This is a genomic window from Franzmannia qiaohouensis (assembly GCF_031451695.1).
GTDB classification, from domain to species: Bacteria; Pseudomonadota; Gammaproteobacteria; order Pseudomonadales; family Halomonadaceae; genus Franzmannia; species Franzmannia qiaohouensis.
Genome location: NZ_JARWAM010000003.1, coordinates 342,915 through 367,162, shown reverse-complemented (window position 1 = coordinate 367,162; position 24,248 = coordinate 342,915). Strand labels below are relative to the sequence as shown.

Annotated in this window: 24 protein-coding genes and 1 pseudogene; 10 read left to right on the top strand and 15 right to left on the bottom strand. The window is 61.2% G+C overall.

Features of this window, described 5'->3' with window-relative positions; all coding sequences use genetic code 11:
* Window positions 1-159: 159 nt before the first annotated feature.
* Window positions 160-1,104, bottom strand: coding sequence for a helix-turn-helix domain-containing protein (locus QC821_RS05915; RefSeq protein WP_309718274.1), 945 nt, complete (start codon window positions 1,102-1,104; stop codon window positions 160-162).
* A 378-nt stretch (window positions 1,105-1,482) separates the two neighbouring features.
* On the opposite strand from QC821_RS05915, the gene QC821_RS05910 reads away from it, so the two are divergent.
* Genes QC821_RS05910 through QC821_RS05890 form a run of 5 tightly spaced genes read left to right on the top strand, consistent with a single transcriptional unit; the run spans window position 1,483 to window position 10,927 of the window.
* Window positions 1,483-3,213 (top strand): class I SAM-dependent DNA methyltransferase, encoded by a 1,731-nt coding sequence (locus QC821_RS05910; protein ID WP_309718271.1) that lies wholly within the window; start codon window positions 1,483-1,485, stop codon window positions 3,211-3,213.
* The gene (locus QC821_RS05905; protein ID WP_309718268.1) at window positions 3,203-4,672 is read left to right on the top strand and encodes a restriction endonuclease subunit S; all 1,470 of its coding nucleotides are present in this window, start codon (window positions 3,203-3,205) and stop codon (window positions 4,670-4,672) included. The genes QC821_RS05910 and QC821_RS05905 overlap by 11 nt, the downstream gene beginning before the upstream one ends.
* Window positions 4,665-5,846 (top strand): DUF4268 domain-containing protein, encoded by a 1,182-nt coding sequence (locus QC821_RS05900; protein ID WP_309718265.1) that lies wholly within the window; start codon window positions 4,665-4,667, stop codon window positions 5,844-5,846. Before QC821_RS05905 ends, QC821_RS05900 begins: the two co-directional genes overlap by 8 nt.
* Window positions 5,839-7,782: an ATP-binding protein gene (locus tag QC821_RS05895; RefSeq protein ID WP_309718264.1), complete on the top strand. Its 1,944-nt coding sequence runs from the start codon at window positions 5,839-5,841 to the stop codon at window positions 7,780-7,782. Before QC821_RS05900 ends, QC821_RS05895 begins: the two co-directional genes overlap by 8 nt.
* Entirely contained in the window at window positions 7,775-10,927 is a 3,153-nt protein-coding gene (locus tag QC821_RS05890; RefSeq protein WP_422719954.1) for a type I restriction endonuclease subunit R, read from the top strand. The genes QC821_RS05895 and QC821_RS05890 overlap by 8 nt, the downstream gene beginning before the upstream one ends.
* A 33-nt stretch (window positions 10,928-10,960) precedes the next feature.
* Here the strand turns inward: QC821_RS05890 and QC821_RS05885 are convergent.
* Window positions 10,961-11,116: pseudogene (locus QC821_RS05885) on the bottom strand (amino acid dehydrogenase); the annotation flags it as partial.
* Between the two features lie 17 nt (window positions 11,117-11,133).
* Here QC821_RS05885 and QC821_RS05880 point away from each other — a divergent pair.
* Window positions 11,134-12,516 carry a CHAD domain-containing protein gene (locus tag QC821_RS05880; protein WP_309718260.1) on the top strand — a complete coding sequence of 461 codons (1,383 nt, stop codon included), beginning with the start codon at window positions 11,134-11,136 and terminating at the stop codon, window positions 12,514-12,516.
* 68 nt (window positions 12,517-12,584) lie between these two features.
* On the opposite strand, the gene QC821_RS05875 is transcribed toward QC821_RS05880, so the two are convergent.
* The 6 genes from QC821_RS05875 to QC821_RS05850 form a co-directional block, all read right to left on the bottom strand.
* A complete protein-coding gene (locus tag QC821_RS05875; protein ID WP_309718258.1) occupies window positions 12,585-13,187 on the bottom strand; it encodes an OmpA family protein in 603 nt (200 codons plus the stop codon).
* A complete protein-coding gene (locus tag QC821_RS05870) occupies window positions 13,187-13,744 on the bottom strand; it encodes a hypothetical protein (protein WP_309718255.1) in 558 nt (185 codons plus the stop codon). The genes QC821_RS05875 and QC821_RS05870 overlap by 1 nt, the downstream gene beginning before the upstream one ends.
* Window positions 13,745-14,021: 277 nt before the next feature.
* Window positions 14,022-15,263 (bottom strand): NAD(P)/FAD-dependent oxidoreductase, encoded by a 1,242-nt coding sequence (locus QC821_RS05865; protein WP_309718252.1) that lies wholly within the window; start codon window positions 15,261-15,263, stop codon window positions 14,022-14,024.
* 434 nt (window positions 15,264-15,697) lie between these two features.
* Window positions 15,698-15,925, bottom strand: coding sequence for a HipA N-terminal domain-containing protein (locus QC821_RS05860; protein WP_309718250.1), 228 nt, complete (start codon window positions 15,923-15,925; stop codon window positions 15,698-15,700).
* Window positions 15,915-16,178, bottom strand: coding sequence for a helix-turn-helix transcriptional regulator (locus QC821_RS05855; RefSeq protein WP_309718247.1), 264 nt, complete (start codon window positions 16,176-16,178; stop codon window positions 15,915-15,917). The genes QC821_RS05860 and QC821_RS05855 overlap by 11 nt, the downstream gene beginning before the upstream one ends.
* A 183-nt stretch (window positions 16,179-16,361) precedes the next feature.
* A complete protein-coding gene (locus tag QC821_RS05850) occupies window positions 16,362-16,907 on the bottom strand; it encodes an HD domain-containing protein (protein WP_309718244.1) in 546 nt (181 codons plus the stop codon).
* A 214-nt stretch (window positions 16,908-17,121) separates the two neighbouring features.
* On the opposite strand from QC821_RS05850, the gene QC821_RS05845 reads away from it, so the two are divergent.
* From QC821_RS05845 to QC821_RS05835, 3 genes are all read left to right on the top strand, one after another.
* Window positions 17,122-17,673: a hypothetical protein gene (locus QC821_RS05845; protein ID WP_309718242.1), complete on the top strand. Its 552-nt coding sequence runs from the start codon at window positions 17,122-17,124 to the stop codon at window positions 17,671-17,673.
* Window positions 17,674-17,746: 73 nt separating this feature from the next.
* Window positions 17,747-18,022, top strand: coding sequence for an HAD hydrolase-like protein (locus tag QC821_RS05840; RefSeq protein ID WP_340348858.1), 276 nt, complete (start codon window positions 17,747-17,749; stop codon window positions 18,020-18,022).
* A 135-nt stretch (window positions 18,023-18,157) separates the two neighbouring features.
* Window positions 18,158-18,772 (top strand): LysE family translocator, encoded by a 615-nt coding sequence (locus QC821_RS05835; protein WP_309718237.1) that lies wholly within the window; start codon window positions 18,158-18,160, stop codon window positions 18,770-18,772.
* Window positions 18,773-18,885: 113 nt separating this feature from the next.
* Here the strand turns inward: QC821_RS05835 and QC821_RS05830 are convergent, their stop codons facing one another.
* The 7 genes from QC821_RS05830 to QC821_RS05800 all read right to left on the bottom strand — a co-directional run bounded on the left by QC821_RS05830 (window position 18,886) and on the right by QC821_RS05800 (window position 23,207).
* The gene (locus QC821_RS05830) at window positions 18,886-19,185 is read right to left on the bottom strand and encodes a hypothetical protein (RefSeq protein ID WP_309718235.1); all 300 of its coding nucleotides are present in this window, start codon (window positions 19,183-19,185) and stop codon (window positions 18,886-18,888) included.
* A gap of 132 nt (window positions 19,186-19,317) precedes the next feature.
* On the bottom strand, window positions 19,318-19,503 hold the full coding sequence (locus QC821_RS05825) for a DUF1289 domain-containing protein (RefSeq protein ID WP_309718233.1): 186 nt from the start codon (window positions 19,501-19,503) through the stop codon (window positions 19,318-19,320).
* Window positions 19,504-19,869, bottom strand: a complete 366-nt coding sequence (locus QC821_RS05820; protein WP_309718232.1) for a hypothetical protein — start codon at window positions 19,867-19,869, stop codon at window positions 19,504-19,506.
* Window positions 19,870-19,885: 16 nt separating this feature from the next.
* Window positions 19,886-20,902, bottom strand: coding sequence for a WD40 repeat domain-containing protein (locus QC821_RS05815; RefSeq protein ID WP_309718229.1), 1,017 nt, complete (start codon window positions 20,900-20,902; stop codon window positions 19,886-19,888).
* Window positions 20,899-21,885, bottom strand: coding sequence for a CobW family GTP-binding protein (locus tag QC821_RS05810; RefSeq protein WP_309718227.1), 987 nt, complete (start codon window positions 21,883-21,885; stop codon window positions 20,899-20,901). The genes QC821_RS05815 and QC821_RS05810 overlap by 4 nt, the downstream gene beginning before the upstream one ends.
* Window positions 21,886-22,147: 262 nt before the next feature.
* The gene (locus tag QC821_RS05805; RefSeq protein WP_309718225.1) at window positions 22,148-22,564 is read right to left on the bottom strand and encodes a VOC family protein; all 417 of its coding nucleotides are present in this window, start codon (window positions 22,562-22,564) and stop codon (window positions 22,148-22,150) included.
* Window positions 22,565-22,592: 28 nt separating this feature from the next.
* Complete coding sequence (locus tag QC821_RS05800) at window positions 22,593-23,207, bottom strand: glutathione S-transferase family protein (RefSeq protein WP_309718223.1); 615 nt, start codon at window positions 23,205-23,207, stop codon at window positions 22,593-22,595.
* A gap of 160 nt (window positions 23,208-23,367) precedes the next feature.
* Here QC821_RS05800 and QC821_RS05795 point away from each other — a divergent pair, with 160 nt between their 5' ends.
* On the top strand, window positions 23,368-24,246 hold the full coding sequence (locus QC821_RS05795; protein ID WP_309718220.1) for a LysR family transcriptional regulator: 879 nt from the start codon (window positions 23,368-23,370) through the stop codon (window positions 24,244-24,246).
* Window positions 24,247-24,248 lie beyond the last annotated feature (2 nt).

Here is a 24,248-nt window from a genome sequence, read left to right as displayed (position 1 = left end):
CGCCGTTGGAGGTCTACGCCGAGGTACTCAAGAAATCGGTCGCCGATCCGAACACCATTCAATAGCGTTGCGCTTGGTCATTGAGACCGCCGGGCTATCGCTCTCTTTTTTATAAAAGCCTGTCCGTAATAGGCAGGCTTTTCTCATCCGATACGAAGGTTATATGTGAAGTTCTGACTCGTTTAGCTGGAATTCATCGTATATTTCTAGCTTTTTCATAATGGCGGGTAGCACTTGGTGAATGGCCCTCATGCCGACCAGTAGCTCATTCATGTAGATGTCGGGGTGAAGCCGGGATGTGTTGGATCCAAAGCTTTCCATCTCAGCTTCATTGTCTAACTCTTCAGCAGAGCTATAGACTATCTTGAGCAGTTCCGCGCGTAGTGGAATTCCAGCACGAAACGCTTTTTCCTTAATTATGGCTATCCATTTTTTGTAGTCAGATAGTGTCTGATGCCTGAATTTTCGAAAATTCGGAGCGATGCTCTCGTCGACTTCGATCTTGCAGGCGGCCAGGGAAAGCAGGCATGCTTCTATGTCACCGCCTGGAGTATCGAACGCGTCAAGTTCGTCATCATAGACTAAATTATAAATATATGCTGCGTAAAATCCATAAACACTGTTTAGTGAGCTGTAGATTCTGTATATGATAGAAGGGTGCGGGCTTTCGATAAGTGCTTCAAGCTGCTCATCTTCCAGCGCGTCATAGTCCACATCAAGCTCTATTGGGAAAGCTTTTGGTATAGAAACTCCCATTTCTTTTAACGTTCGGAAGGTGCTCCAGCAGAGCATTCCCGTTTCATCTTCCAATGGGCGGGTGTAGTACCCGGTCTCTGCTCCTTCGTGTGCTAGCTCGGCCAGATAGGTAATGAGTTTTTTCCATTTCAGGCTGTTTTCTTTTGAGCCTGACCAGAGAACGAAAGTTGGATCTAGGTCGCCGACGTCTGCCAACTCTTTGAGTCTATCCTGCATTGGAATAGACATATGTTCGCCTTTTTTCCACTTCGTGATCTGTGTTGGCGACACATCGAGGCGAGTGGCCAGCTCTTTCTGACTGCATTGCAAGTGGCTCAAGGCAAGCTTTACGAGTGCTTCACTGTCCATGGCAAGCGTCCTCTGTACGGAGCAATGAGGGAAGTGTCTTCAGTCTAGACGAATGTTTAGTAAATTTCAAATAAAATTAACTAAATTTTAAAGGTGGTGACTGCGGAGGGTGGCATGCTGGAAGGCGCTGAGGGAGCCGGATGCCGAAATTTTCGGCTAGCTCACCTGCCCCGGAGTGCCTTCCAGTAGGTGGTTCCAGCCTTGTTCGGTCGTCGCCAGGGGAGAGCTGGCTGGATCAAGCGCTCCGCACGACAGAACCCTTGGCTTGGCACTATCAGTCACTCCCGGGGCCACCGAAGCGCGGTGCCGAGCTGATACACTGTCCCCATTGAGAAGTAAGATGAGCCGGCCTGCCCGGCACCGGACAGTGAGGGATGGATGAACACCACGGAACAGCAGTTTCTCAAGGAGCTGGACGACAAGCTCTGGAAAGCCGCCGACAAGCTGCGCTCCAACCTGGATGCCGCCAACTACAAGCACATCGTGCTGGGGCTGATCTTCCTCAAGTACGTGTCGGATGCCTTCGCGGCGCGTCAGCATGAGCTGCGCAAGCTGTTCCAGACTGAGAGCGATGAGCTCTACCACCTGCCTCGTGAGGACTACGACGGCGATGCCGAGTACCGGGCAGCTCTCGAGGAGGAGCTGGAGGTTCTGGATTACTACCGCGAGGCCAACGTCTTCTGGGTGCCCAGGACGGCGCGCTGGAGCACTCTCAAGGAGAAGGTGGCACTGCCTATCGGCTCCGTGCTATGGCAGGACGCGCAAGGAAAAGACGTGAAGCTGCGCTCGGTTTCCTGGTTGATCGACAATGCCCTTGACGAGATTGAGAAGAGCAACGAGAAGCTCAAGGGCATTCTCAACCGCATCGGCCAGTTCCAGCTCGACAACGACAAGCTGATCGGCCTGATCAACTCCTTCTCCGATACCTCTTTCTCGCAGCCGGTCTATAAGGGCCAGAAACTCGACCTGCGCAGCAAGGACATCCTCGGCCACGTCTACGAGTACTTCCTCGGCCAGTTCGCCTTGGCGGAGGGCAAGCAGGGCGGCCAGTACTACACCCCCAAGAGCATCGTCACCCTGATCGTGGAGATGCTGGAACCTTACCGGGGGCGCGTCTATGACCCGGCGATGGGCTCGGGTGGCTTCTTCGTCTCCAGTGATCGCTTCATCGAGGAGCACGCCAGCGAGCAGCACTACGACCCGACCGAGCAGAAGAAGCACATCTCCATCTACGGGCAGGAGTCGAATCCCACCACCTGGAAGCTGGCGGCGATGAACCTGGCCATCCGGGGCATCGACTTCAACTTCGGCAGGAAGAACGCCGATACCTTCCTCGACGACCAGCACCCGGACCTGCGCGCTGATTTTGTGATGGCCAACCCGCACTTCAACCAGAAGGAGTGGTGGCACGAGTCGCTGGCCGAGGACGTGCGCTGGAAATATGGCACCCCGCCCAAGGGCAACGCTAATTTCGCCTGGATGCAGCATATGCTGCACCACCTGGCGCCGGTGGGCAGCATGGCACTGCTGCTGGCCAACGGCTCCATGAGCTCCAACACCAGTGGCGAGGGCGATATTCGCCGCCACCTGGTCGAGGAGGACCTGGTGGAGTGCATGGTGGCCCTGCCGGGGCAGCTATTCACCAACACCCAGATTCCCGCCTGCATCTGGTTCCTGACCAAGGACAAGAGCGGTGGCTTTTCGCCCAACAAGGTGAAGAAGCGCACCCGCCGTGGTGAGGTGCTGTTTATCGATGCTCGCCAGCTTGGCTATATGAGGGATCGGGTGCTACGCGACTTCACCATCGAAGATGTCCGCAAACTCGCAGATACCTTCCATGCCTGGCAGCGTGGGGAGGAGGAATTCGGCACCGCTTACGAGGATGTGCCCGGCTTCTGCAAGTCCGCCAGTCTGGAGGAGATCAAGAAACACGATTTCGTGCTGACCCCCGGCCGCTACGTCGGCGCTCCGGAGCAGGAGGGCGATGGCGAGCCTTTCGCCGAGAAGATGGCGCGGCTGACCGCGCAGCTCAAGGCGCAGTTCGAGGAGAGCGATCGGTTGGAGGCGGAGATCAAACGCAACCTTGGGGGGCTGGGGTATGAACTTTGATGAGTCAGCATACATCCCTGATGGATGGCGGATCGTAACCGTTGCAGAATTGGTTGCGGATGGTGTTATAGAGAAGCCTCTGGATGGTAACCACGGAGGTATACATCCGAAAGCCTCTGACTATGTTGATCATGGAGTCCCGTTCATCATGGCATCTGATCTTGATGAGGGCCATGTAAACCTGGCTAAATGCAAATTTATTTCTGATGTTCAGGCTAAGGAGCTTCGGAAAGGCTTTGCAGTTGCCGGAGATGTATTGCTGTCCCACAAGGCAACGATTGGGCGCACTGCTATTGTGCAACCATCTGAGCACCCGTTCATTGTTCTCACTCCCCAAGTCACCTATTACCGAGTGACTGATACAAGTAGCCTGAATGCGGTTTACCTTAAGGCCTATTTTGATTCTCCGCTGTTTCAAACTATCTTGGGGCAATGGTCGGGGGCTGGTTCGACACGTGCATACCTCGGAATCACCGGGCAGCTTAAACTTCCGATTATCGTTCCGCCGATAGAGGTTCAAAATTTTATCGCGCAACAGGCTAGGGTCCTTGGAGAAAAGATCCAACTCAACCACCAGATCAATCAGACCCTTGAGCAGGTGGCTCAGGCCACTTTCAAAAGCTGGTTTGTCGACTTTGAGCCGGTCAAGGCTAAGATGGCGGCGCTAGAAGCCGGTGGTGGCGACGAGGACTCCCTGCTGGCCGCCATGCAGGCCATTTCCGGCAAGAACATTGAGCAGCTTGAGCGCTTGAAGGCCGAAAGCCCCGAGCAGTATGCCGAGCTGAAGGCCACCGCGGAGCTGTTCCCCTCGGCGATGCAAGAGAGTGAGCTGGGGGAGATCCCGGAGGGGTGGAAGTGCCTTGCACTGGATGAGATTGCGAAGTACCAGAATGGCTTAGCTCTGCAGAAGTATCGTCCCGAGAACGAAGATGTCTATCTGCCTGTCGTGAAGATAGCCCAGCTTAAAAAGGGCTTCGCAGATGGCGAGGAGAAGGCTTCTCCCAACATCAAGCCAGACTGCATCATCGACAATGGAGATGTGGTTTTCTCGTGGTCTGGATCATTGATGGTCGACACATGGTGCGGAGGCAAAGCTGCACTCAATCAGCACTTGTTCAAGGTGACCTCGAAAACCCACCCTAAGTGGTTGTACTACCAGTTCACCAAGCACAATTTGGAGGGGTTTCAGCGCATCGCTGCTGCCAAAGCTGTGACTATGGGCCATATCAAGCGTGAGCATCTGAAAGCAGCCTTGTGTGTCATACCTGATGCAGCTGTGATTGATGCTGCTGAAAAGCTGCTTGGTAATATGCTGGAAAAACAGATTGAGCTGCGCTTGGAGTCTAATATCTTGTCTGAGCTTCGCGACACCCTGCTCCCCAAACTCCTCTCCGGCGAGCTGACGATTCCCGATGCGGAGGAGTCGGTAGCCGAGTTACAGGACGTCGCCCATGTATAAGATCGATCCCGCCCAGAACCGGATCGCGCCGCTGGAGGCCAGACGCTTTGGCGAGCTGGGCTTTACCGAGCGCAAGCACCTGCAGGAGTGGCTGGAGAATTGCCCGCAGGCGCTGGCTCAGGGGGAGGGCGAGGAGCTGCTGATCATCCAGAAGGAGTTCGACGGCTTCGACGACACCCGCGAGCGGTTGGACCTGCTGGCCATCGACAAGGAAGGCAATCTGGTGATCATCGAGAACAAGCTCGATGACACCGGTCGCGACGTGGTGTGGCAGGCGCTGAAATACGCCGGCTACTGCGCCAATCTGAGCAAGGCGCAGGTAGTCGACATCTACCAGCGTTACCTGAACCAGAAGGTGCAGGAAACCGGCCAGCCTACCACCAGCGCGGAAGACAGCCTGATCGAGTTTCTGGAGGTGGATGGGCTGGAGGCCGCCCAGATCAACCGCATCAAGACCCAGCGCCTGATCTTCGTTGCTGCCCGCTACCGCAAGGAAGTCACCAACACCGTGCTCTGGCTCAGCCAGTTCGGTATTGCCTGCCAATGCTTCAAGGTGACGCCCTATCAGGCCGGTGAGGAGCTGTTCCTCAACGTGGAGCAGATCATCCCGACCCCGGAATCCAGCGAGTTCATGATCGGCATGGTGGCCAAGGAGGTCGAGGAGAAGAGCGCCGACACCGAGCAGAAACACCGCCATACGCTGCGACTGGCCTTCTGGGAGCAGGCGCTGGAGGCGTTCAGCCAGAGTAACTGTGCGCTGTACAACAATATCAGCCCGGCCAAGGATCACTGGCTGAGTGCCGGCTCGGGAATCTCGGCCATGCCTTATCAGCTGATATTCGGGAAGAACGAGATTCGGGTGGGGCTCAGTCTGCAGAATAGCCAGGCCGAGGCGAATCAGTTCGTATTCGATAGGCTGAACGCGAGCAGGGAAGAAATCGAGGAGGCCTTCGGCGATAGCCTCGACTGGCTGCCCTTGCCGAACAAGAAGGCCTGCCGTATCCAGTATGCGAAGCCGGTTGATGGTTACGACAAGGCCAACTGGCCGGGCATGATCCAGTGGATGGTTCAACATATGACCCGGCTGGAAAGCGCACTGCGCGAACCGTTGAAGGCGATCAACCAGCAGCTGAAGCTGGCGACGCGGCCGTCGGTCGAGGTGTCTGATGCTTGAAATCGACTCCCTGGAAGATATCGCCGCCCTGCGCGAGAGCGTGGACGTGGAGTGCAAACTGGCCCAGGGGCGTGACGGCAAAGGGGCGCTGCCCAAGGAGTTCTGGCCCACTTATAGCGCCTTCGCCAATACCCAAGGCGGCGATATTTTCCTGGGGGTGCGGGAACGCTCCGGTGGTCGCTTCGAGCTGGCCGGCGTTGCCGATCCGCAGAAGGTGCTCGATGACCTCTGGACGGGGCTCAATAACTCCCAGAAGGTCAGTATTAACCTGCTACGTGACCGCTGGGTGCGCACTCTCGAGATCGATGGCAAGTCCGTCGTGCACATCCATGTGCCGGCGGCGACGCGTCAGCAAAAGCCGGTCTATCTGCGCGGCAATCCCCTGACCGGCACCTATCGCCGCTTCAACAGTACCGATCACCTCCTGGGCGAGGAGCAGGTGCGCCGCATGTTGGCCGAGCAGGTTGAGGACAGCCGCGACAATGAGATCCTCCCAGGCTTCGGCCTGGACGATCTGGACGTCGAGAGCTTCAACCAGTACCGCCAGTTGTATGCCAATTTACAGCCGGATCATCCCTGGAACCAACATGATGCCCAGGCATTCCTGTATCAGATTGGTGGCTGGCGCAGGGATCGGGAGACGGGGCGCTCGGGGCTGACCCGTGCCGGTCTACTGATGTTCGGCCAGCAGGTCGCTATTATCGAGGCGTTTCCCAACTATATGTTGGATTATCAGGAGCGACCCGAGCCCAAGGCAGAGCTACGCTGGGTCGATCGGCTGACTCTGGATGGCAGCTGGTCGGGGAACGTGTTCGACTTCTATCGCCGTGTGATTCGCAAGTTGACCGCCGATCTCAAGGTGCCTTTCGCGCTGGAGGGCGATCAGCGTCAGGACGATACCCTGGTCCACAAGGCGCTACGGGAGGCCTTGGTCAACACCTTGGTGCATGCAGACTATACCGGGCGGGCTTCGATTCTGGTGGTCAAGCGGCCGGATATGTTCGGGTTCCGCAACCCCGGCCTGATGCGGGTGCCGGCGGATCAGGCCATGGCAGGCGGCCACAGTGATTGCCGTAACCGCTTGCTGCAGAACATGTTTCGTTATGTCGGCCTGGGCGAGAATGCGGGTTCGGGGCTGCCCAAGATCTTCCAAGGCTGGTCGAGCCAGCACTGGCGCAAGCCGGTACTTCGCGAGGCTCACTCGCCCTCGGACCAGACCCTTTTGGAACTGCATATGCTCAGCCTGGTACCGGAGTCCGTCCTGGCAGAGTTGCGTGGCTCCTTGGGAGAGAGCGTCTTCGCTGACCTGTCGGACAAGGAGCGCCTGATCCTGGTCACTGCCGTTATTGAAAAGGCCGTGAATCATCGCCGAATGATGTCCATCCTGGATATCCACCCTCGCGATCTCAGCCAGCTCCTTTCGGGGTTGGTGGAAAAGGGGCTAATGTTGCGCAATGGTGCCGGGCAGGGAACGGTCTATTTCCTACCAGATGCGCATTTGGAGGATATCTTCACCGAGCTGGAAATGGCAGAAGGTGACGCTGGTGTCAGCACCGGACCTTTCAAGGCTAACTCTGAACCTTTGGACACGAGCTCCGGACCTTTGGAAGCGAGCTCCGGACCTTTGGAGACGAGCTCCGGACCTTTGGAGGCGAGCTCCGGACCTTGGGAGGCGTTGCAAGAGTTGGCGAGACCCATCGCCGAGAAGGGCAAGGCGCCGAAGGCCCAGGTGGAGGAAGTCATCCTGGCCCTTTGCTGCCGGTGTCCATTACGGTTGGATGAACTGACTCGCTTGCTCAATCGCTCGGCGGAGTCTTTGCGCAAGCATTATCTGCAGCCCATGGTCAGAGCTCGACGGCTCAAGCTGCTGTACCCGACCAAGCCAAATCACCCCCAGCAGGCCTATATCACGGAGGAGTCAGTTCATGATCAGTGAAAGCCAGCTGGAGCAGCTCTGCCTGGAGTGGTTCGCTGACAATGGCTGGGAGATTTCCCACGGTCCGGATATTGCTCCCGACGGCGATGCCCCAGAGCGCCAGGACTACCGCCAGGTACTGCTGCTGGGCGATCTCGAGGCGGCGGTACGACGTCTGAATCCACAGTTGCCGGAGAGCGCTGTGGAGCAGGTGTTGGCCCGGGTGGCGAAGTCGGAGAGCCTCGACTTGATGGTAAGCAATCGGGCCTTCCACCGCCTGCTGCTGGAAGGCGTGCCGGTGACCTACAAACGCGATGAGCGGGAGGTGCATGACCACGCCTTCCTGATCGACTTTTCGCATATCGAGACCAACCGCTTCCGCGCCATCAACCAGTTCACCATCGCCGGCGGCAAGCAGCTGCGCCGTCCGGATGTACTGGTCTTTATCAACGGCTTGCCGTTGGCGGTACTGGAGTTGAAGAGCCCCATTAGCGAATCCACCGATGTTTGGGACGCCTACCATCAGATCCAGACCTACAAGGAGGAGCTGCCCGAGCTGTTCGCCACCAACGAGGCGTTAGTTGTCAGCGATGGCTATAACGCTCGGGTGGGCTCGCTCACCGCCAGCCAGGAGCGCTTTATGCCCTGGCGCACCATCAAGCACGAGGACGACAAGCCATTGCTGGAGTGGCAGCTCGAGACCCTGGTGCGTGGCTTCTTCGACCGCGAGCTGTTCCTCGACTACATCCGCTACTTCGTACTGTTCGAGACCGATGCCGAGAAGCTGATCAAGAAGATCGCCGGCTACCACCAGTTCCATGCCGTGCGTGAAGCGGTCAAGGCCACGGTGATCGCCGCCCGGCGGAATGACGACCTCGGCGAGCGGAGAGCGAGCTATGCGGATCGAGTCGTCGTCGGCAGCAAGAAGGCGGGGGTAGTGTGGCATACCCAGGGCTCTGGCAAGAGCATCTCCATGTGCTGCTATGCGGGTAAGCTGCTCCAGCAGCCGGAGATGAACAATCCGACGCTTATCGTGGTGACCGATCGCAACGATCTGGATGGCCAGCTGTTCAGCACCTTCAGTGCTGCTCGCGAATTGCTACGCCAGGACCCGGTGCAGGCCGATGACCGTGACACCCTGCGTCATCTGCTTGCCGAGCGGGAGTCGGGTGGGATCATTTTCACCACGGTACAGAAGTTCGCCCTGCTGGAAGGCGAGTCGCAGCACCCGGCGCTGAATGACCGCCATAACCTGGTGGTGATCTCTGACGAGGCGCACCGAAGCCAATACGGCCTCAAGGCCACCCTCAAGCAGGATGGCCGTTACACCTTCGGCTACGCCAAGCACTTGCGCGATGCGCTGCCCAATGCGGCCTTCATCGGCTTCACTGGCACGCCCATCGCTAACGAGGACAAGGACACCCGGGCCGTCTTCGGCGAGTACGTCTCCATCTACGATATTCAGGATGCGGTGGATGACGGTGCCACGGTGCCGATCTACTACGAGTCGCGGCTGGCCAAGCTGGAGATCAACCGCGATGAGATCGAACAGCTCTCCGACCAAGTCGAGGAGGTCATCGAAGACGAAGAGGATGTCGGCCGCCGCGAGCGTACCAAGGGGGAGTGGAGCCGACTGGAGAAACTGGTCGGCGCCAGGCCGCGTCTAAAGGAAGTCGCTGCCGATCTGGTCGCGCATTTCGAGACGCGAAGCGAATCCATGGACGGTAAGGCGATGATCGTGGCCATGAGCCGCGACATCTGTGCCCATCTCTACAACGAGATTACTGCGCTGCGCCCGGCGTGGCATGACCCCGATCCGGAAAAGGGCGCGATCAAGATCGTGATGACCGGCTCCGCATCCGACAAGGCGCTATTACAGCCACACGTCTACAACAAGAAGACCAAGAAGCGCCTGGAGGCGCGTTTCAAGAACCCCGACGATCCACTCAGGCTGGTGATCGTACGGGACATGTGGCTGACCGGCTTCGACGCGCCCTGCTGTCATACCATGTACGTCGACAAGCCGATGAAGGGCCACAACCTGATGCAGGCCATTGCTCGGGTGAACCGGGTGTTCAAGGACAAGCCGGGTGGCCTGGTGGTGGATTACATCGGCATTGCCAACGAATTGAAGCAGGCGCTGAAGACCTATGCCGAATCCCAGGGGCGTGGTGCGCCGACCCACAGCGCCGAAGAGGCCTATGCGGTGCTGCTGGAGAAGCTCGACATCATCCACGGCATGTTCGCCAAGGGACCCAAGGGGGAGGGCTTCGATTACGGCGGTTTCGAAGAATATCCGCAGAAGCTGCTGGTGCCCGCCGCCAACTATATCCTCGGCCTGGAAGATGGCAAGAAGCGTTTCCTGGATGCGGTGCTGGCGATGAACAAAGCCTATTCGCTGTGTGGCACCCTCGACGAAGCCCGTGCCCTGCACAAAGAGATCGCCTTTCTCTCTGCGGTGAAGGCCGCCATTACCAAGGTGACCAGCGTCGATCACAAGCTGAGCCAGGAGGAGAAGAACTCGGCGCTCAAGCAGATACTCGACAATGCGCTGGTGGCGGAGGGCGTGGCCGACGTCTTTGCCCTGTGCGGGCTCGACAAGCCCAATATCGGGCTGCTCTCTGACGAGTTCCTCGAAGATGTGCGCCAGATGCCCTATCGCAACCTGGCGGTGGAGTTGCTGGAGAAGCTGCTCCGGGACGACATCAAAGCGCAGACTCGCAGCAATGTGGTGCAGGAGAAGAAGTATTCCGACCGCCTGCAGGAGACGCTGCGCAAGTACCATAACCGGGGCATTGAGACCGCCCAGGTGATCGAAGAGCTGATTAGTATGGCCAAGCAGTTCAAGGCCGAGATGGAGCGAGAGCAGAACCTGGGACTCAACCCCGACGAGATCGCCTTCTATGACGCCCTGGCCACCAACGAGAGCGCTGTGCGCGAGCTGGGCGACGAGACGCTGAAGAAGCTTGCTGTGGAGGTCACCGAGAAGCTGCGTAAGTCCACCACCGTTGACTGGCAGGTACGTGAGAGCGTGCGTGCTCGGCTGCGTATCCTGGTGCGGCGGACACTGCAGCGCTATAAGTACCCACCCGACAAGGCGCCTGAGGCCGTCGAACTGGTGCTGAAGCAGGCCGAGGCATTGTCAAATGGGTGGGCACTGGCTTGATAAAGGCCTCCCATTTTCATTATGGCCTTGCCTTCAGAAGCGATCGACCCGGAACGGGGCCATATCCACCGCGGGCGTTTCGCCATCCATCATCTGGGCGAGCAGCTCGCCGGTGGCGGGGCCGAGGGTGAAGCCCTGGTGAAGGTCGAGCGCGCCCCCGGGTTGGCCTAAGCTTGGCAGCATGAGCGGCTTGCTGGAGACCCGTCATGCGCCACCTCTTCCTGATGCGTCACGCCAAGGCTCGCCAGGCTAGCGGCGACATGAGCGACCACCAGCGGCCGCTGCGCCGGTGTGGGCAGCGACAGGCCGCCGCCATGGCCGGCCCCCTGCAGCGCTGGGGCGCCCTGGCGGGTGAGATCCACGTCAGCAGCGCGCGGCGGGCCTGGGAGACCCTGGTAGCCCTTGAAGCCGCCGTACCCACCTTGGGCCTCGCCGCACGGGCCCTCCGCCAGGATGCACTCTACGCCTTCGAGGGGGAGGCGCTGCTTGACTGGGTGAAGCGCCTTCCCGACCCGACCGAGCGGGTGCTGGTGATCGGCCACAACCCGGCCCTGGTGGAGCTCGGCCGTTGGCTCTGCCATGACGCGCCAGACCGGCTGCCCACCGGCGGCCTGCTGCATCTCGTTTTGCCGGCTGTCCCTTGGCAGGCACTCGTGCCGGATTGCGCTCGGCTTGCCGCCAGCCTGGTGCCGGCGGCGGCCAGCTACGCGCTCTTTCAGCGCTGTGCCCCCACGCCGCGCGCGCAGGGCAAGGCCGACCTGGCTGGCTGCCTCCAGATGCAGCTTGGGCATCTCTACGCCCTGGTCAGGGCCCTCGAGCCTGGGGTGATGGCCGGTGCCGACCCCGAATTCCTGCACCAGTACCGGGTCAACCTGCGCCGCAGTCGCGCCATCGGCGAGGCGCTACTCGCCACCGCCCGCGCCCCTGGGCGCGACAAGGTGCCCGGCCTGAAACGCCACCTCAAGCACCTCAAGCGGCGCGCCCAGGACACTAGCGACCTGCGCGACCTCGATGTCTTCATGGCGCGCCTGGCAACCGCGCCACCCGCCGCAGAGGAGGGCACGCGCCGTGCCCTCCACGGCTGGCTGAGCGAGCGGGCTCGCGGGGAGCATCAGCGTCTCTGCCAGCAACTTCGCCAGCCGGACTATGCCGTGGAGATGCATGCCTGGCAGGCCTACCTCGAGGGTGAAGCGTTCCGTGAAGCCCTGGCCCGGATAACCCCGGCGCGGATCGAAGCGGTACTCGCCGAGCGCATCGCCGGCCACAACCGCGACCTTGTCGCTCTCTCGCTTAAGGCCCCGGACCAGCCCTTCCACGACCTGCGCAAGACCGTGAAGCGCATCCGTTACCTGGCCGAGCTGGAACCGAAGCGCCAGCGTGCGCTGCTGGCCGAACTGAAGCAGCGCCAGACCCTACTGGGGGAGCTCCAGGACCTCTGCACTCGGGAAGCCTGGCTGGCCGCCTTCGCCGAGAGCGGCGCGGCTCCCGCCGACACCAGCGCTGATATCGCCGCCTGGCAGGCCGCCCTCCAGGCCGAGAAGGACGCCCAGCGCGAGGCGATCATGGCACTCGCCCCGCTGAACGCCTGAACCGCAGCCGCGCCGCCGATCATCCGGGACCCTACATCAACAGGGTCTGGGTCAAGCAGCCGGGCAGGTCACTCTTTGTCGAAGATGATTTCAACGCGCCGGTTCTGCGTGCGCCCTTCGGGGTTGTCGTCTCCGTTCGGAAGAGTGTTTTCGGCAACAGGCTCGTGGAAGCTTCGCCCGTCTTCCTCGATCTCGCGCGATGCCCCCAGGACTTCGCGCAATGCTGCGGCAACCGCTGCGGCGCGCCGCTCCGAGAGACCCTGATTGTACGCGTCATCGCCTATGGAATCCGTATGACCGACCACTTGGATCGGTCCTTCCGTGTCCAGCAGCTTCTCATCGGCGATGGTCTGGACGATCTGCTCCGATCTGGCGTTGAGGGCATCCTCATCGAAGGCGAACAACACATCCGCGCTCAGCGTGATCGTTGTCTGGTCATCATCTTCGACATCCACCCTGAGACTGCGAGGAGCGGGAATCTCGAGACGGGCCGGCGGGGGGATCTCAATCCTGCGGATATCGATGGCCAACGAGGAGATCGAGGCGGCAATCTCGGCGCTGTCCGGCACATCCGTCTCGTCAAGAAGGTCGACGTCTTCGGCGATCGCCTGTGTCTGGGGCGACATGGCAATAAGCGCTACAAGCAGCAACTTGGCTGTGTGATATAACATTATTCGACCTGATAGGGGACATCGGTGAGCGGTGGCAAAGCGACCTGTCCGGCCTCAATATAGAGATCGAAGCTCTCCATCTCTTCGACCGGCGTTCCGAAATAGAAATACACCGTCCTGGGAGTGCCTTCAGTCATGGGGACTCTCTCACGAGCACCACCGGTAACCTGCTGATACTCAAGAAGATTGGTCGGGTCGATGAGTCGCGCACTGACAGGGTTCTGCAGATTTGCGCCCAGCACTTGTGAGAGATCGGCGTCACGGCCGGAAAACGGCTCCATCTGCCATTCCGGCGTGAAGGTTATGCCGAGCCGCAGCAATTCCCCGACGACCTCCATCGAGGTCAATTCAATCGTGACAGTCGCACCGCTCTCACCGGGAATGTCGACAACGAGCGGAGCCGCCGCTGCCTCGTCTCCAGCTACTTCCTGTCCCCCGGTCACGGACGTTTCAGAGGCCCCATTGCCGGCTTGTTCGGCATCATCGGCATAGGTCGCCGAAGCGATGGAAAGCACCGCCAGCAAAACTGCGGTTTGCGTGAATGTCGTAGGGCTCATCGGTAAACTCCTTGGCAGAAACAGTATTACAATAAGCACTTTGCTTTATCGTTTGATTTCAATCCATTCGGGCCAAAGGAGGATTGCTCATTCAATAAAGCGTTGTTCTTTAGATCAGTGCCGCTTGCTGCTGTTCGTCGTCATGACAGGCTTTAGCTTGTAAAGGGCCGAGCTATTCGTGTCAAGTCTGGGGCTTTTGAGGCATGCGCGACCCCAGGCAAGAAAAAACGGGCGCCTCAAGGGCGCCCGGTTTCGTAGTGGTGTAGTGGCTTCAGCTTCAAAAGCGATCTACGCGGAACGGCGCCATATCCACTGCGGGCGTTTCGCCATCCATCATCTGGGCGAGCAGCTCGCCGGTGGCGGGGCCCAGGGTAAAGCCCTGATGGCCGTGGCCGAAGGCGAGCCACAGGCCTTCCTTGTTTGGGGCGGGGCCGATCACCGGTTTCATGTCGGGCAGGCAGGGGCGGGCGCCTTTCCAGGGCTGGCCGTCGCGGCGCTTGCCCAGCGGGAACAGCTTGCGTGCCACCTTCTCGGCGGCGGCCAGCTGCTTGTACTGGGGCGGTGAGTCCAGGTCGGCCAGCTCGGCGCCGGTGGTCAGGCGAATCCCGGCGCGCATCGGTTCGAGCAGGAAGCCCTTCTCGGCGTCCATCACCCAGTGGTTGAGCTTGGCACCCTCTTCGGCGGAGTAGTGCATATGGTAGCCGCGCTTGACGAACAGCGGCACCTTCATGCCCAGCCGTTCCAGCATATCCCCGGCCCAGGGCCCCAGGGCCACCACCACCTCGTCGGCCTCCATTGGCCCCTCGCTGGTCTTGACCTTCCAGCCGCCCTCGGTCTGGAGCACGTCCTCGACGCTGGCCTGTATCACCTTGCCGCCCTGTTCGGCAAAGCTGCGGGCATAGGCCTGCACCAGGCCGCCCGGGTCCGAGACCATCCACGGCTGCGTCCAGTGGATCGCGCCGATCAGCCCCTTGTCCAGGTGCGGCTCCTTGGCGTGGAGCGCCTCGGCGTCTAGCACCTCATACTCGACCCCGAAGCGCTCGTAGTTCTCCTTGGCCTTTTCCTGGCACTCCTCGAACGCCTTGCGGGTGCGGTAAAGCTCCAGCCAGCCGCCCTGACGCACCAGCGCCTCGGCGCCGGCGGCCTCGATCATCGGGGCGTGGGCATCCTGGCAGCGCATGATCAGTGATGCCCACTCTGTCACGATGCGCTCGTAGCGCTTGCCACTCGAGTTCAGCCAGTAGTTCAGCAGCGGGCCCGCCGCGCTCATCATGCCGGTGGGGCGGTAGCGGATATCCACCTGGCGGTTGGGCATCACGCGCAGCAGGGTGCTGATATCACGCGGGAAGGCGTAGGGGCGCACTGCCTCGCGCTGGATGATGCCGGCGTTGCCGAAGGAGGTCTCGAGGCCCGGCTCGCGGCGGTCCACCAGGGTGACGTCATGGCCGCGACGCGCCAGATGCCAGGCCACCGATACGCCGACCATGCCGGCACCAAGAACGATGATATTGCGAGCCATGAAGATCTCCCTGCCGATGGATACACGAGGTTGCGCCGCGGGGCAGCGCCTGTTTCGGGCGGAGTTTATCAGTGCTTGTCATAAAATCGGCGATGCGTCGAAAATTAAGATGAAGTGGCTATATTGGGCTATAGGAGCAGAGTATTCTTCGTCTACGGTGGCGTAAAATGGAGCTTGTTGTTGTGGGCGGCGCTGGGGCCCGCTCTTGCCCTTGCCCATTCAGTGTAGGTGCTGCCCTGACGGCCGCCGTGGCCTATTCAACCGCCCCCGGCCGTCCACCGCTCTGGCAGCTTGTGGCAGTTGCGCAACAGCCGCTGCTGCAGTCGCTCCAGTAGTGTTTGCTCGGTGCCTTGGTGCGCCTCGGGGCTCAGGGTGGCGAGGGTAGCGTCGATGGCTGTCAGCAGACCGAATACGCTAGTGGTGTGGTGGCGAAGCTATAGTTGACGGCGTAGGTTGCCTTCCGGCAGCAGGTTCTCGAAGTAGGCCAGCACCGCATCGCCTGCGTGCACCTGCTGCGAGAGGGGCAGAGAGGGTGAGAGACTCACCGCTTCAGGGTGCTCCAGCCAGGCGGGGGCATACTCGAAGCGAAGCGGTTGGGTGTCATGCAGCCGGCCGACATGCCTGTCGCGGTGGTAAAGCGCCAGGGTACCGTCACTGGCCATGGCGGTGGCCACCCTTGCGCCGTACCACCACCTCGAGCCCCATCAGGTCGAGTACATCCAGCACCTTCTGCAATTGCAGTGTAGGCTTGCCCCGCTCCAAGTCGACGATGAAGCGATTGCCGGTGCCGGCGAGGCCGGCCAGGTCGATCTGCAATAGCCCCTGATCGGCGCGCAGCTGACGCACCAGCTTGCCGAGGTCTTCGCTGTGGCGAATGGTAGTGGCCTGGGTAGGCGGGGAGTCGATGGTCGGCATGGCAAATCCGCGTGTAATTACCGTTCGGTAATTCTAGGCATGGATTTGCTGATTCGCAATGAAGAGATTACCGATCGGTAATTATCGAGGTGATCAAGGCTCGATTTGCAGGAAAAATTACCGATCGGTAACTCTTGCGTGGTCGCTCTTGCCGGTCTTTCGGGAACGGTAACGAGGGGCTCATTATATCTTCGCCTCGGCTTCCTCCAACACGCGCCATGCCTGGCGCCTCAGCGCCTGGTCACCCGCTGTCATCACTCCGAGGAGCAGGCGCTTCTCGGCCAGGTAGACCTGGGCGAAGCCGCGGTCCCGCGCGACGATGCTGGTGGTGTTGTCGATCAGGCCGGCGTACTTGATGGTCTGAGCCTCGGGGGAGATCTGCGCCAGCCTGTCGCGCTCCAACGCCTTGCGGTGTGCGCGGTTGCCGATTTCCGGATCGATGAATTGATCCGTCAGCTCCTGCACCAGGGTGGCGACCTGCTGGCCGAAGCACTCCTCGATGTCCAGGGCTGTCACGGCAGTATCCTCGAGCACGTCGTGCAGGAGGGCGGCGGCGATCATCTCGGGTGTCGCCATCTCCACGGCTGACACGGTTTCTGCAACAGCCACCGGGTGTTGCCAGTAGGGCTCGCCGGTGTACTTGCGCTGCTGCCCAACGGCTTGATGTGCGGCCCTGCTGAATAGGCCGGCCCGTTCGATCATATCGTCCACATCGGTAACGCCCTGCAATGAATATTCCCCATCAGGATGCCAGATATCTCTTGGCCTTGGCTTCTCACCAAGAGGCCGCCGGAAGGCAGCACGCCGCCTGGATGGTGAGTGGTGGGGAGGTCGACTATCGTGAGTAGAGGAAGGGAGGCCGGTATCCAGGTTGAGGAGCATGCTCGCGGGGTTGCGTTGGAAGCAGGCGGCCGCCGGGCGATCGCGGGGCAGGGGCCACACCATGGAGCGCATCCGGCATATCCATTCCATCACCAAGCGCCTGATCATCATGACGACCATCGCGGTTGCCGTGCTGGGCGCCATCTTCGCGCTGACCTTTTTCTTCAATCAGCGGTTTCTGGTGACCTGGGCCGTTCCCCTGTGCGGCATCATCGGCGGTTTCGTCAGTATTCAGCAGCGTTTGAACACGGTCACCGATGAAGAGCTGGCGTTGCTGGATGCCTCACTGTTTCAGATCCTGCTGGTGCCGATCTTCGGCGGTGTCTTTGCACTGGTGCTCTACCTGGTGTTCCTGTCCGGCATTGTTTCCGGAGATCTCTTTCCCCAGTTCTCTTTCCCGGCACATGACACGAGGACGTCAGGTGACGACTTCATGCTCAGCATCTTTCGGGAAACCTACCCCAGCTCCGGGCCGGACCTGGCCAAGCTGCTGTTCTGGTCATTCGTGGCGGGCTTCTCGGAGCGTTTCGTGCCGCAGCTGATCAACAATGTCACCACGCGGGCCTCATCGGCACCCGAGAGAAGCGACCGGGATGATGCTGCGGATCGCTGAGTTCATAAGCCGTCGGGCTTAGTTTGACAGCGCGGGTTCCCTGCACCTGGACGCGGGTTCGTTCGTACGCGCCTTGGAGTACAACGCCGGCATTGAGGCCAAGGTGCTTGGCAAACCCTCCGGCGACTTCTTTCATGCCGTGCTCGACGAGGTTGGCGTCGCATCCGATGAGGCGTTGATGGTGGGCGACGATGTGGAGTGCGACGTAGTCGCCGCCATGGATATTGGCCTGCAGGCCTGCCTGATCCGCTCGGGGAAATACCGCTCGGGGGATGAAACACGGGCGCCCCAGGCGCGCTGTGAGGCAAGCCTGGCCGATCTGGTCGATGCGCTGCTGGAGACGCGCTAGCCGAGCTCACGGAAATAGTGCCGGCCGCTTCCTCTAGCTCGAGGCGCTGGCCGTGTTGCTTTTACAGGCGGCGGCGGGGATGCTTTATTGAGTATGTGCTGAACGTCATCGACATGCTCACTCGAGGAACGCACTATGCCGCTGGAACTGTGGCTCTCCTTCTGCTTGGCCTCCCTGCTGATCATCGTTTCGCCCGGCCCCGCCGTGGCGCTGCTGGTCACCACCGGGGTCAACCGCGGGCGACGCGCGGCCCTGGCGATGCTTCCCGGCTTCTTCCTGGGGGATTTGCTGGCCATGACTCTGTCGTTCGCCGGGGTCGGTGCGCTGCTGATGGCGTCCGCCGAGCTGTTCCAGCTCTTCAAATGGCTCGGGGCTGCCTATCTGCTCTACCTGGGCATCAAGATGTGGCGCGAGGCCGGCCAACTGGGCGAGCTGCAGCCTACGGGGGCGGATATTCGTCTCGGCACCGCCAAGGCGTTTCTGGTCACTGCACTGAATCCCAAGAGCCTGGCTTTCTTCATGGCCTTCATGCCGCAGTTCGTGGCGCCCAGCCAGCCTTTGCTGCCGCAGCTGGCGATCCTGTTCTCGACATTTCTGGCCCTCGGCGTGCTCAGCGATCTCGCCTTCACCTTCTTGGCCACCAGCGGCGGCCGAGTGCTGAGCGCTCGGTTGCGCCGCATCCTGCACCGCACCGGTGCCGGCAGTCTGATCGGGGCGAGCGCCCTGGTCGCCGCCATGCGGCGGCCTTGAGGAGGAGAGGGCGCTAAGCTCGAGCTTGCGTGCCGGGCCCAAAACATAAAAACCGCCACTGCCGGATCACTCCGGGTGGCGGCTAGCGACTGCCGTTTGAGGACTGGCTTCGTTCAGCCGCGCAGCTTGCGCACGTTCGATTGGGTCTTGGTGCTGTAGGGTTTCAGCGCCGCGGCGGTGATCCTGGCGGGATCGGCGCCGCTGGCCATGGCGACTGCCGCACGTTCGCTCGCGGTGGCGTAGATCGTGCCTTTCTCCATCATCATGCTCATGGCATCGGGCACGGTCATGGTGCCGCTGGCTATCAGCATGGTGCGACGGGCGATCACCTCAGCGGATGAAAGCACCATCTGGTTGTAGGAAGATGCGATCTTCATCCATGCGAACATCATGTTCATCGGGTTATTCGACATTGTGTCTGGTACTCCTGGCTACTTCGGGCTTCGCCCCGGTGATGGTTCATGAGAATCATCGGGACGCAGAGTAAGCCTACTGTACCCTGGTCCAGGGCCCGTGTCGGTGCGCTGACCCACCCTCCGATTCTGTTATCGGCTTGGCGGGGGCGGGATCTTCTTCAGGCGTTCATCGGCGCGTTTCACTGTTTTCATCTTCTCCGGCCGCTTCATGGCTTTCCACTGGCGTATCTCCTCAACCGTGCGGCCGCAGCCCACGCACAGGCCTCCCGATAGCTGGCATACCGAGACACAGGGGTTTTCGATCTTCTTGGCCATTCAGTGCCTCGTCGGCTTGGTGCGTAGGCGCCGCTGCCAGTCGCCGCCGTGCTCCCGCTGGCACGCCTCTTCGCTGTCGAGGTCGAGGTGCTTTGCGGCGTCACCGACATCCACGCCGGCATCAACCAGCGCTTCGGCGGTCAGGTCATTGATGCAGCGTCGCGCCTCGCCCTTGAGCGCATTCGCCAGGTGGGGGTGGGTATCGAACACCCAGGTGACCACCAGGCTCTCGGGAAAGCGCTGGTAATCGACCTCGTGGGTCAGCCAGCAGAAGCCGGGCAGTTGGGGCTTGGCCTGCTCACAGGCGTGGGTCAGGGCAGCGCTCAATCGTCGCTCTATCTTGCTGCGTTCGCGCTTGGCGATCATTGCGTCTCCTGTGCGGTTAGCCAGATACGGGAAACAGCCCCGCGAAGCCCGCGTCGGTGCCGAAGGCGAGCCAGGCGCCATTGGGCGACCAGGCCATGCTCGTGACGGCGCCGTCTCCCGGCGGTTTGATGATGACTTCCTGGCCGCTCTGGATGTCAGCCACGGTGACCTGGCCGTCATCGTAGCCGATCCCGAGAATGGGGTGTGCTGGATCCCCCGCCACGGCCGTGACCAGTGCACTCTGGTTGTCGCCGGGCGTCTCCGGGGCGCATCCTCTGGGGCCCTTGCGGCCTTTGAATGGCCAGCAGGGGGCGCAGTTCGAGCCGCTGGTGGCCAGGTAGCGTCCGCCATTGAACCACGACCAGGATTTTACCTTGGTGGCGTAGCCGCTCATGACAAGGTCGTCATTATCTTCCAGCCGCCAGCCGCGAAGGCAATCCTCCTGCATGGCCGAGAGCACGAAGCGTGCGTTGGGGCTCCACGTCACCGACAGGTGCGAGCCCGGGCATGCCAGCGGCACCGGCGTGGCATCGGCGGAGCGTGTGGCGCATAGGGTCACGCCGCCATAGTGTGCCACCGCGATCCGGTAGCCGTCCGGCGAGAAGCAGATGCCTCCCACCGTACTGGGAAACTCGCGCACGATCTCGTCGCGGCCCTCGGCGTAGAGATGCAGGCGCTTGCCTTCGGAGCAGGCGACCACCCCGTTGGAGTGGCTGGCGACATGGTCGACCCAGCGCCCCGGGAAGGTGGCGAGGTCGTGCAGCGTGTCATCCACGGCGACCCGCACGCAGCGGCCATCGTCGCCTCCGCTCACGAAACCCTCGCCCGGTGCGGCGGCCATGCTCAGCGCCATGCCCTCGTGCACCTCGACACGCTGGGGCGCTTGCTGGCTCCCGGCGGGTAGCAGGCGCAGGCTGCCATCGCCAAGGGCGAAGGCGAGGTTGTTCGCTGCGTCGAAGCATGCCGACAGCACATACGCCGACCACTGCCATTGGTGACCTCGCTGTTCGAGGAGGGTGGCAGGCTGGCTCATGCTTGCTCCCGGGAGCTAGGGGAGGCAGCCACACAGGCATCGAAGCCCGCCTGGAGCTTCTCGGCATCGAGATCGCGGCCGATGAACACCAGCCGGCTGTGGCGCGCTTCATCGGGCTGCCAGGGCTGGGTCGAGGTGCCGTTTGCCAGCATGTGCACGCTTTGGAAGACGTAGCGCCGCTCCTGGCCGAGCAGGTCGAGAATGCCCTTGCAGCGCAGGATATTGACCCCATCGATGCTTAGCACGTCGGCAATCCATCGATCGAATCGCTCGGGAAGCAGCGGGCGAGTAGCCGTCAGCGAGATGCTCTTGACCTGCTCGTCATGCTCGTGGGCGTGCTCCTCGGAGAGGAATTCCGGTTCCAGGGAGATGATTCTCTCCAGGTCGAATGCGCCCAGCCCGATGACCTGCTCCAGGGGGATGTCGCAGTGGTTGGCGGCGACGATTCGCGTATAGGGATTGATCGCGCGGATGCGCCGCTCGAGGGCCTGGCGTTCGTCGGCGTCGACCAGGTCGATCTTGTTGAGCACCACCACGTCGGCAAAGGCGACCTGCTCGGCGGCTTCCGGGCTGTCGTCGAGCCTGGCGGGGAGGTGCTTGGCGTCGACGACGGTGACCACGGCGTCCAGCTCTGTCTTGCTGCGCACGTCGTCATCGACGAAGAAGGTCTGGGCCACGGGGGCGGGGTCGGCCAGCCCGGTGGTTTCGATGATCACGGCGTCGAAACGCTCGATGCGCTTCATCAGGCCGGAAATGATGCGTATCAGGTCACCGCGTACGGTGCAGCAGATACAGCCGTTGTTCATCTCGAAGACTTCTTCGTCGGCCCCGACCACCAGGTCGTTGTCGATGCCCAGCTCGCCGAACTCGTTGACGATGACGGCATAGCGCTTGCCGTGGTCCTCGGAGAGGATGCGGTTGAGCAGCGTTGTCTTGCCCGCCCCCAGATAGCCTGTCAGGACGGTAACCGGGACTTTTGCCATGCTGGGCTCCAAAACGTGACTGAATCATTACGATATAACATAGCATATTGGGGCGGAGGGCTCATGCCACGTGGGCCATCCGTGGCCCCATGCAGCGCATAGCATGCCTTGCCGCAGCTTTAGGCTCTGTCCGAAAACTGGCTGCGCTCGGCCATACGGCGTTAAGAATCGGCTCAAAGTACTCATTTACACCCCGTAAACTCCGCCTTTTCGCCGATTTTTGCCTTGTCTGGCCTTCGCTCGCCGACTTTTCAGACAAAGCCTAGTGCTGCTCCGCCAGGATCTCGTTGAACTCCAGCACATTCAGGTCGGGGTCGCGGATGAAGCAGACGTTGCGGCGTCCGTGGCCCATCATGACCGGTCCCTCGGTGATCTCGATCCCTTCGCGCGCCAGCCAATCCACCAGTTCGTCCATGCTCTCGACGATAAAGGCGGCGTGGGTGTAGCCGGGCCGTTTGACCGGCGCGTCCAGCAGCACATTGCCTTCCTCGGCAGGTACGCCGTTGTAGATCAGGTGGATGCGCATGCCAGCAGGGTGCACGAGCCCGCAGGCCTTGGCCTCGGGGGCGTACTCCTCTGGGTCGCGCAGGAAGCCGAGTTTGGCGTAGAAGGCCTCCGCGGTGGCGAGATCGGTGACGCGGAGGCCGATATGGTCGAGGTGTAGCGTGTCGAAATTCATGCTGATGACTCCTTAAGAAGTGGCCGGCTCAGACGTTGAGCCCGGCGCGGGTGCGCTGGAAGGGGATGAAGCCAGAAAGGCCTTCGACCTGGCGTAGCCAGGCCAGGACTCTGGGGTAGCCGGTGAGATCGACGTTGCCCTCGGGGGCCCGCTCGACGTAGCTGTAGAGCGCGATGTCGGCGATGCTCGGCTCTGCCGTTGTGGCAATCCAGCGCTGGCCTTCCAGCGTTCGCTCCATCACGGCGAGCGTGGCGTGGGCGCGCTCGATCACCTCCTCAGGGCGGAAGGGCGCAGCGAATACGGTGATCAGCCGGGCGGCGCAGGCGCCATAGGCGATCTTGCCTGCCGCCACCGAGAGCCACCGCTGTACCTGTGCCTCGTCGGCGGGATCCGTCGGCAGCCAATGGGAAGGGCCGACCTTCCTCGCCACATAGACGAGAATCGCCAGCGAGTCGGCGATGATGATGCCGTTGTCGTCGAGCACCGGTACTTCACCGAAGGCGTTGAGCGCGAGAAATGCCGGCTGCTTGTGGGCGCCGGCCGCCAGATCGACCTCGATCAGTTCATGCTCGACTCCGGCTAGGGAGAGGAACAGGGCGGCGCGGTGGGCGTGGCCTGAGAGGGAGTAGTGGTAGAGCTTCACGTCGATGAGCCTCTGTCGTTGATGGTGTCATTGCGTCTTTTGCATTCTGGCTTTTGCATTCTCTCTCTCGCTTCAAGGTGAGAGAATCCGTCAAAATCGCACTTCATCATTGCGATAACTGACAATAATGCTCAGTGGCGGGCGAGGGAGAGGAGGCGCGATGGACAGGCTACGAACGCTCAGGACCTTCATCTGCGTCGCGGAACAATCGAGCTTCGCCGAAGCGGGGCGGCGGCTGGGGATGTCGCCCACCACCGTGACGCGGACGATCGCGGCGCTGGAGTCGGGTCTTGGCGTTCAGCTGTTGAGGCGCACCACGCGCAGCGTGCGGCTAACCGAGGAGGGGGCGCTGTTTCTGACGCGATGCCGGGCAGGGCTCGCCGAGATCGACGGCGCAGTGGACAGCGTGCGGGGCGCCCGGTCTGCGCCACGCGGCACCCTGAAGGTGACGGCGCCGGTGATGTTCGGCCGGCTGCACGTGTTGCCGGTGGTGGTTGGGCTGATGCGGCAGTATCCCGAACTTCAGGTCAGGCTGCTGTTGCTGGATCGGGTGGTTAGCCTGGTCGAAGAGGGCATCGATGTCGCCGTGCGCATCGCCGAGTTGCCGGATAGCTCGCTGCACATGCTGAACGTCGGCAATGTACGGCGGGTGATGAGCGCGAGCCCGAGCTATCTCGCCGCACGGGGCAGGCCTGCTTCACTGGCCGATTTGCGTGATCATGACCTGATCCGGGTCGAGGATGAGATTGGCCCACATCGTGGGTGGGGGCTCGATGAGGTACGGCGCCCCGCCAGGTTGACAGTCAACCATATGGACGCGGCCATTGCCGCGGCGGTCGCCGGGCTCGGCGTGGTACGCACGCTCTCTTACCAGGTCGCCGAGGATGTCGAGGCGGGGCGGCTCGAGCATATCCTGCATGACGATGCCGCCCCGGCGCTGCCGATTTCCTTGCTGTTCCAGAGTGGCCGCCGGGACCACCCGAACGTACGTGCCTTCATCGATGCCGCCAAGCAGCACCTGCAGGGGGTATCGCTGTAGCC

Bases quoted from the DNA above. Each gene is read 5' to 3' on its own strand.
- QC821_RS05825 (WP_309718233.1), bottom strand. From the start codon at position 19,503: ATGGCCAAGAAGATCGAAAACCCCTGTGTCTCGGTATGCCAGCTATCG.
- QC821_RS05870 (WP_309718255.1), bottom strand. From the start codon at position 13,744: ATGAGCCCTACGACATTCACGCAAACCGCAGTTTTGCTGGCGGTGCTT.
- QC821_RS05795 (WP_309718220.1), top strand. From the start codon at position 23,368: ATGGACAGGCTACGAACGCTCAGGACCTTCATCTGCGTCGCGGAACAA.
- QC821_RS05830 (WP_309718235.1), bottom strand. From the start codon at position 19,185: ATGTCGAATAACCCGATGAACATGATGTTCGCATGGATGAAGATCGCA.
- QC821_RS05900 (WP_309718265.1), top strand. From the start codon at position 4,665: ATGTATAAGATCGATCCCGCCCAGAACCGGATCGCGCCGCTGGAGGCC.
- QC821_RS05835 (WP_309718237.1), top strand. From the start codon at position 18,158: ATGCCGCTGGAACTGTGGCTCTCCTTCTGCTTGGCCTCCCTGCTGATC.
- QC821_RS05820 (WP_309718232.1), bottom strand. From the start codon at position 19,869: ATGATCGCCAAGCGCGAACGCAGCAAGATAGAGCGACGATTGAGCGCT.
- QC821_RS05855 (WP_309718247.1), bottom strand. From the start codon at position 16,178: ATGCCGACCATCGACTCCCCGCCTACCCAGGCCACTACCATTCGCCAC.
- QC821_RS05895 (WP_309718264.1), top strand. From the start codon at position 5,839: ATGCTTGAAATCGACTCCCTGGAAGATATCGCCGCCCTGCGCGAGAGC.
- QC821_RS05910 (WP_309718271.1), top strand. From the start codon at position 1,483: ATGAACACCACGGAACAGCAGTTTCTCAAGGAGCTGGACGACAAGCTC.
- QC821_RS05815 (WP_309718229.1), bottom strand. From the start codon at position 20,902: ATGAGCCAGCCTGCCACCCTCCTCGAACAGCGAGGTCACCAATGGCAG.
- QC821_RS05880 (WP_309718260.1), top strand. From the start codon at position 11,134: ATGCGCCACCTCTTCCTGATGCGTCACGCCAAGGCTCGCCAGGCTAGC.
- QC821_RS05905 (WP_309718268.1), top strand. From the start codon at position 3,203: ATGAACTTTGATGAGTCAGCATACATCCCTGATGGATGGCGGATCGTA.
- QC821_RS05860 (WP_309718250.1), bottom strand. From the start codon at position 15,925: ATGGCCAGTGACGGTACCCTGGCGCTTTACCACCGCGACAGGCATGTC.
- QC821_RS05845 (WP_309718242.1), top strand. From the start codon at position 17,122: ATGGAGCGCATCCGGCATATCCATTCCATCACCAAGCGCCTGATCATC.
- QC821_RS05805 (WP_309718225.1), bottom strand. From the start codon at position 22,564: ATGAATTTCGACACGCTACACCTCGACCATATCGGCCTCCGCGTCACC.
- QC821_RS05875 (WP_309718258.1), bottom strand. From the start codon at position 13,187: ATGTTATATCACACAGCCAAGTTGCTGCTTGTAGCGCTTATTGCCATG.
- QC821_RS05915 (WP_309718274.1), bottom strand. From the start codon at position 1,104: ATGGACAGTGAAGCACTCGTAAAGCTTGCCTTGAGCCACTTGCAATGC.
- QC821_RS05810 (WP_309718227.1), bottom strand. From the start codon at position 21,885: ATGGCAAAAGTCCCGGTTACCGTCCTGACAGGCTATCTGGGGGCGGGC.
- QC821_RS05865 (WP_309718252.1), bottom strand. From the start codon at position 15,263: ATGGCTCGCAATATCATCGTTCTTGGTGCCGGCATGGTCGGCGTATCG.